The organism is Mesorhizobium sp. M1A.F.Ca.IN.022.07.1.1 (assembly GCF_003997575.1).
Lineage (GTDB): Bacteria > Pseudomonadota > Alphaproteobacteria > Rhizobiales > Rhizobiaceae > Mesorhizobium.
Genome location: NZ_RZST01000319.1, coordinates 1 through 6785 on the forward strand (window position 1 = coordinate 1; position 6785 = coordinate 6785).

The 6785-nt window shown below is 65.1% G+C and carries 6 protein-coding genes; 2 read left to right on the top strand and 4 right to left on the bottom strand.

Annotation, left to right across the window (positions count from 1 at the left end):
- Positions 1-124: 124 nt before the first annotated feature.
- Positions 125-1174: a deoxyribose-phosphate aldolase gene (gene deoC / locus EOA75_RS26355; protein WP_127216780.1), complete on the bottom strand. Its 1050-nt coding sequence runs from the start codon at positions 1172-1174 to the stop codon at positions 125-127.
- Positions 1175-1315: 141 nt separating this feature from the next.
- Positions 1316-2143, bottom strand: a complete 828-nt coding sequence (locus EOA75_RS26360; RefSeq protein WP_066996144.1) for a ferredoxin--NADP reductase — start codon at positions 2141-2143, stop codon at positions 1316-1318.
- Between the two features lie 220 nt (positions 2144-2363).
- On the opposite strand from EOA75_RS26360, the gene EOA75_RS26365 reads away from it, so the two are divergent.
- Both EOA75_RS26365 and EOA75_RS26370 read left to right on the top strand, forming a co-directional pair.
- Positions 2364-4436, top strand: a complete 2073-nt coding sequence (locus tag EOA75_RS26365; RefSeq protein ID WP_127325527.1) for a hydantoinase/oxoprolinase family protein — start codon at positions 2364-2366, stop codon at positions 4434-4436.
- 1 nt (position 4437) lies between these two features.
- Positions 4438-6132, top strand: a complete 1695-nt coding sequence (locus tag EOA75_RS26370; RefSeq protein WP_127325528.1) for a hydantoinase B/oxoprolinase family protein — start codon at positions 4438-4440, stop codon at positions 6130-6132.
- Here the strand turns inward: EOA75_RS26370 and EOA75_RS26375 are convergent, their stop codons facing one another.
- Positions 6133-6594 (bottom strand): MarR family transcriptional regulator, encoded by a 462-nt coding sequence (locus tag EOA75_RS26375; protein WP_127239950.1) that lies wholly within the window; start codon positions 6592-6594, stop codon positions 6133-6135.
- Positions 6591-6785: amino acid synthesis family protein (locus EOA75_RS26380; RefSeq protein WP_164747568.1), on the bottom strand; the 195-nt coding region annotated here is incomplete at its 5' end. The genes EOA75_RS26380 and EOA75_RS26375, both read right to left, overlap by 4 nt.

Consider the following 6785-nt stretch of genomic DNA (forward strand, 5'->3'; position numbering starts at 1 on the left):
GCCGCGAAGCGGCGGGGTGGGGGTAAATGGCTAATGGTTTGGTGCATGGATCAGGCAGATTTGTTTTTCGACCCCCACCCCGCCGCTTCGCGGCGACCCTCCCCGCAAGGGGGAGGGGGGTGGCTCACGCCATCGCGTGGCGATGGTTGGCCGAATAGTGGCCGGTCAAATGATGTTCGAGCTGGCGCTCGATGTCGGTGAGCAGGCTGGAGGCGCCGAAGCGGAACAGCTGCGGCTCGAGCCAGGGCCGGCCAAGCTCTTCCTTCATCAGCACCAGCCAGTCGAGCGAGACCTTCGCGGTGGAAATGCCGCCCGCCGGCTTGAAGCCGATCAGATAGCCGGTCTCCTCGAAATAGGCGCGGATGGCGCGAACCATCGCAAGCCCGACGGGAAGCGTGGCGTTGACGCTTTCCTTGCCGGTCGAGGTTTTTATGAAATCGGCGCCCGCCATCATCGCCACCATCGAAGCCAGCATGACGTTGCGCAGGGTGGCGAGATCGCCCGTGCCTAGGATGACCTTGAGATGGGCTTCGCCGCAGGCGGCGCGCATGGCGACGATCTCGTTGAACAGTTCGCGCCATTTGGCGCCGTAAACCAGCCCGCGCGGGATGACGACGTCGATCTCGTCGGCCCCGTCCTTCACCGAGGCCTCGATCTCCTGCAGGCGGGTCGAGAGCGGCGCAAGGCCGTGCGGGAACGCTGTGGAGACGGCCGCGACATGGATGCCTGTGCCACGCACCGCATCCACGGCCGTGGCCACGAAGGGATGGTAAACACAAACCGCCGCGGGGCGGATCGATTCGTCGGCGATGCCGAGGCCCTCGACGATGTCCCGGCGCAGCGGATTGATCGCTTTGGCGCAGAGCCGGCGCACACGCTCGTCGGTGTCGTTGGAATTCAGCGTGGTCAGGTCCATGCAGGCGATCGCGCGCAGCAGCCAGGCGGCCTGGTTGTCGGCCTTGATCGAGCGCCGCTTGGTGAGGGTCGCGACGCGGCGCTCCAGCGCCGAGCGGTTGACGCTGCGCACGGATTCGAGGAAGCCGAGGTCCAGCTTCATGCCAGGATTGCGGGCAATGCCGTGCTCCAGCGGCATCGGCGTGTTGGCGGCGGCACGCGCCGGCAGCGGCATGATCTTGGACGCGCCTGCGCCGGCCTCGCGGATGGTGCTGCTCATCTCCTGCCCTTTCATTCAGCGACGTGCACTGAAGATAGCCCGCGAAGTTGTCCTTCACGAGTCCTTCAGTGGCTCATAGCGGAAAAAAGGCGGCAAAAGCAGTAGGTTTTTGACCGCATGGTCAAAACACTGGGAGATGCCTCAGCCGACGAAGGCGCGCTCGACGACGAAGCTGGCGGGATGGCTGAGCGAGCCCTCCTGGAAGCCGAGGCTTTCGGCGAGCTCCTTGACGTCCTTCAGCATGTGCATCGAGCCGCAGATCATGATGCGATCGGTCTCCGGATTGAGTTTGTCGATGCCGAGGTCGGAGTAAAACTTGCCCGAGCCGATCAGAGCCGTGATCCGGCCCATGCGCGCCGACTCCTCGCGGGTCGTCGAATTGTAGAGCGTGACACGCCCGCCGGTCAGCTCGCCGATCAGCGGATCGGTCTCGAGCGCAGCCACCAGTTCCTGGCCGTAGGTGAGCTCGGCGTTGTCGCGGCAGGTGTGGGTGAGGATCACCTGATCGAACTTCTCATAGGTGTCGGGGTCGCGCAGCAGGCTGGCGAAAGGCGCGATGCCGGTGCCGGTCGAGATCATGAACACGCGCTTTGCAGGCGTCAGCGCGTCGAGCACCAGCGTGCCGGTCGACTTCTGGCGCATGATGACGGTGTCGCCGACCTCAATCTTCTGCAACTCGGAGGTCAGAGGACCGTCCGGGACCTTGATCGAGAAGAATTCGAGCTCGTCGTCCCAGGCGGGGCTGGCAACGGAATAGGCGCGGAAGATCGGCTTCTCGGCATTGGGCAGCCCGATCATGACGAACTCGCCGGAGCGGAAGCGCAGCGACTGTGGGCGGGTGATGCGAAACGAGAACAGGCGGTCGGTGTAGTGCTTCACCGACACCACGGTCTCGGCATAGACATTGGCCGGGATCGGGAACTGCAGCGGCTTTGCGCCGGCGAGGTTCAACGCGGATGTCGTGTTCATCAAACCCAACTTTCCGGCGCGGACGCGAGGCGCTGGCGCCAAACTTTCTCGTGCGCGCCCGAACGGTCAGGTTCCGACGTGCTCTCTGCACACTGCCAAGCGGTAAGCTCTTGTGTCCGGAATTTATTAGTATACAAATGATCTTCAGGTCAAGATGGCAGCGTAAAACGGCTTTCCAAACCGAGGCATATCCGTAGTCCTGGCATTTCGGGTTTCGGCAATGAATGAGAAATTTTCGGCGTCGGCGGGAAGCGTGGTTGCCGGCATCGATGTCGGGGGAACCTTCACCGATCTGCTCCTGATCGACGGCAAGGCCGGCGGCAAGGTGCACATCGCCAAGACCCCGACGACGGTAGAAAATCAGGCCTTTGGCGTGGTCGCCGCACTTGGCGCGACCGGAAAGCCGGTCGAGGGCATCGACCTCATCGTGCACGGCACGACGACCACCACAAACGCCGTGCTGGAGCGCCGGCTGGCCAGGACCGGCATGATCACGACGCGCGGCTTCCGCGACGTGATCGAGCTTGGACGGCGCACGCGGCCGCAAGCCTATGGCATGACGGGCACCTTCGTGCCGGTCATTCCGCGCGATCTGCGGCTTGAAGTTTCGGAGCGCGTCGAGGCGTCCGGCGCGGTTCGCCTGCCGCTCGACGCGGCCGAAATGCGCGAAGCCGTGAAAAAGCTGCTCGACGCCGGCTGCGAGTCGCTCGTCATCCATTTCCTGCATTCCTACGCCAACCCCTCGCACGAGCGGCGCGCGGCCGAGATCGCGGCGGAGCTCTGGCCGAACGGCCACATCACGACCGGCCATGCGCTGCTTTCGGAGGCGCGCGAATTCGAACGCGGCGTGACGGCGGCGGTCAACGCCTCGGTGCAGCCGATCCTGGAGCGCTATGTCGAACGGCTGCGCAAGGAGCTCGCGGCGAAAGGCTATGCGCGCGACTTCCTGATCATGAACGGCAATGGCGGCATGATCTCGGCCCGCTTCGTCACGCAGGAATCGGCAAAGACCGTCATGTCCGGTCCGGCTTCCGGCGTCATCGCCGCCGCTTACACGGGAAAGCGCGCCGGCTTCGCCAACCTGGTGACCTACGATATGGGCGGCACCTCGACCGACGTGGCGCTGATCCGCAATGCCGAGCCCGCGGTCTCGAACGAGATCGAGATCGAATATGCGATGCCGATCCATGTGCCGATGGTGGCGGTGCACACTGTCGGCGCCGGCGGCGGATCGATCGCGCGCGTCGACGCCGCCGGCCTGATCCAGATCGGCCCGGACAGCGCCGGTGCCAATCCCGGCCCGATCTGCTACGGGCGCGGCGGCACGGAACCCACCATCACGGATGCCAATCTGGTGCTCGGGCGGCTGGCGCCGAAGAAGCTGCTTGCGGTCGACAATCCGGTCACTGTCGAGCGCGTCACCGCAATCTTCGAGGACAGAATCGGCAGGCACACGGGCCTTTCCGGCGTCGAGGCGGCCGGTGCCATCTTGAGGCTCGGCAACATGAAGATGGCGGGCGCCATCCGCATGGTTTCGGTGTCGCGCGGCCACGACCCGCGCGATTTCGCGCTGTTCGCCTTCGGCGGCGCCGGGCCGCTGCACGCGACGGCGCTGGCCCGCGAACTCGGCCTGCCGAAAGTGGTGGTGCCGGCACGCCCGGGTATCACCAACGCGCTCGGCTGCGTCGTCGCCGACCTCAGGCACGACTTCGTCAATACGGTCAACCAGCCGGTAGCGAGCCTCGACGAAGCAAAGCTTCGCGAGTTGTTGGAACGGCACCGAAACGAAGGCGAGTCGCTGATCGGCAAGGAAGCAGTGAAGCCCGATGCAATCCGCGTCACCCACTCCGCCGACATGCAATTCGTCGGCCAGACGCACATCATCAACGTGCCGCTGCCGTCATCCTCGGTTTCACGGGCGACGCTGCAGCAGCTGTTCGAAAAAGCCTATTTCGCGCGTTTCAAGGTCGAACTGCCGGAGATCCGCGCCAATCTCGTCAACCTCAACACCTCGGTGACGGGTGTGCGGCCGCAGATCGACCTGTCTCAGCTGATCGACCCGGCAGGACGCGCGGCGACGCTCGAGGAGGCGCGGCGCGAGATCCGGCCGGTCTGGTACAGCGGGCGCTGGCACGACACGCCGGTCTATGCGCGCGAGAGGCTGCCGCTCGACGCAACAATCGAGGGGCCGGCGATCCTCGAGCAGATGGACGCCACCACCGTGCTTGAGCCCGGCGATCATGCGCGTTCGGACGACGACGGCAACATTATCATCGACATCGGCGAGGCCTAACATGGCAAAGCTCGACACGATCACGCTTTCGGTGCTGCAGGCCGCCTTGCAGCAAGTTTGCGACGAGATGGATTTGACGTTTTCCCGCGCCGCTTTCTCGCCGGTGATCGCCGAGGCCAATGACCGCTCCGACGGCATCTATTCCGCCGCCGACGGCTCGCTCATCGCGCAAGGCAGCCAGGGCCTGCCGGTATTCGTCGGCGTCATGCAGTATTCGACCAAGACGGTGATCGAGATGATCGCCGACGGGCGCTGCCTGGCCCCCGAGCCCGGCGACATCTACATCGTCAACGACCCCTATCTCGGCGGCACGCATCTGATGGACGTGCGCTTCGTCATGCCGGTCTACCGCGACGGCAAAATCTTCTGCTGGCTGTCCAACACCGGCCATTGGCCGGATATCGGCGGCGCGGTGCCTGGCGGCTTCTCGGCCTCGGCCACCGCCGTCGAGCAGGAAGGTCTGCGGCTGCCACCGGTGAAGCTGTTCAAGAGGGGCGTGCTCGATCCCGAGATCTACGCTATCATCTGCTCCAACATTCGCGTCGCCGACCAGCGCATCGGCGACATCCGCGCCCAGGCTGCGGCGCTGCTGATCGGCCAGGACAGGCTCAATGAAATCCTGGATCGTTACGGCGACGAAACCGTCGTCGAGGCGATCGCCGAATTGCGCCGCCGCGCCGCCGAACAGATGCGCGCCTCGATCGCCGTTATCCCGGACGGCGTCTACCGCTCGCAGGCTTTTGTCGATTCCGACGGCGTGGTGAACGAGCCGCTGACCATCAATCTCGCCGTCGAGAAGAAGGGCGACAGCCTGACCTTCGATTTCGCCGGCTCGTCAAAGCCCTGCGCAGGCCCGATGAACAGCGTGCTGGCGACGACGCTGTCATCAGTCTACCTCGCCATGCGCCATATCTTCCCCGAAGTGCCGATCAGCGCCGGCGCGTTCGAGCCGCTCAATGTCAAGCGGCCGGAAGGTACCTTCCTCGACGCCAAATATCCGCGGCCGGTCTCGGGTTGCGCGGCGGAGGTTTCGCAGCGCATCGCCGAGGCCGTGTTCGCGGCGATGGTGCAAGCCTTGCCGGAGAAGGTCACGGCAGCGCCCGCCGGTTCCAGCGGCAATTTCGCGCTCGGCGGCAACGACCCGACGCGCGGCCGCGACTATGTCATGTACCAGATTTCGGGCGGCGGCTATGGCGGCAATGCGGGTCATGACGGCTTGAGCAATGGATGCTCGACCATCGGCATTTCGAAATCGCCGCCGGTCGAAATCATGGAGCAGGCGTTCCCGGTGCTCTACCGCCATTACGCGCTGCGCGAAGGCTCCGGGGGCGCCGGCAAACATCGCGGCGGCTTCGGGCTCGCCTACGAGGTCGAGATATTGCGCGGTGAAGCCCGCGCGTCCTTCGTCATGGACCATGGCCGTTTCGGGCCGCAGGGCGCGCTTGGCGGCAGGGACGGCGCGCCGAACAGCGTGACCGTGTTCCGGGGCGGCGAAGCGCATGTGCCGCCGCATCTGTCGAAAGAGCAGGATATCGCGCTCAAGGCCGGCGACCGCGTGCGTGTCGGCACGCCCGGCGGCGGCGGCTATGGCGATCCGCGCGAGCGTGATCCGAAACAGATCGCCGAGGATGTCCGGCTCGGCTATTATACGCCTAAGCAGGTCAAGGAGATGTTCGGGGTCGATCCGGAGGTTTGATCAGGCCAGCTTCGCCAGCAGCCGCAAGAAGGTCGCGGCCTCCTTGGCCGTGAGCGGCGCCAGCGTTTCCTCGGTGATGGTGCGCGCAAGCGGGATCAGCCGCTCGATCGCCTCGCGGCCTTCAGCCGTCAGATTGACCAGCAGCCGCCTCTTGTCCACCTCGTGCTTGGAAAGCTCGACCAGCCCGCGCGCCTTCAGCCGGTCGATGACGCCCTTTACGGTCGCGGCATCCATGGCGATCAGCGTGCCGAGCTGGTTCTGCGAGGTCTCGCCGATGTCGTAGAGCTTGGCGAGAGCGGCGAATTGCGGCGGCGTCAGATCGCTAATGTGGGAGGCGAAGATCGCCACATGGCGCTGATGCGCCTTGCGCAGGATGAAGCCGACCTGGTCCTGCAGATGGTAGTTGTTCTCGTCCAGCTCTTCGGCCTCGACCAGCCGCAGCAGATTGTCCTCGCCGCTCATCTCAAGCCGTCCCAAGCCTTGATGTCTTCGGCCGCAAGGCCGCCCATGCGGTTGTGGACGCGCGGGCCGCAGGTCATGGCGAGGCAGAACAAGATCTCGTCGGGACGCGGGCCGTCGCTGATGCCGACTTCCATCGCGTCGAAATGGCTGCGCACATAGGCAGCGTTGATGTGGCCGAGCGGAACATCGAG

Excerpts from the sequence above, each read along its gene's own strand:
- deoC (WP_127216780.1), bottom strand. The coding sequence starts at position 1,174 with ATGAGCAGCACCATCCGCGAGGCCGGCGCAGGCGCGTCCAAGATCATG.
- EOA75_RS26360 (WP_066996144.1), bottom strand. The coding sequence starts at position 2,143 with ATGAACACGACATCCGCGTTGAACCTCGCCGGCGCAAAGCCGCTGCAG.
- EOA75_RS26365 (WP_127325527.1), top strand. The coding sequence starts at position 2,364 with ATGAATGAGAAATTTTCGGCGTCGGCGGGAAGCGTGGTTGCCGGCATC.
- EOA75_RS26370 (WP_127325528.1), top strand. The coding sequence starts at position 4,438 with ATGGCAAAGCTCGACACGATCACGCTTTCGGTGCTGCAGGCCGCCTTG.
- EOA75_RS26375 (WP_127239950.1), bottom strand. The coding sequence starts at position 6,594 with ATGAGCGGCGAGGACAATCTGCTGCGGCTGGTCGAGGCCGAAGAGCTG.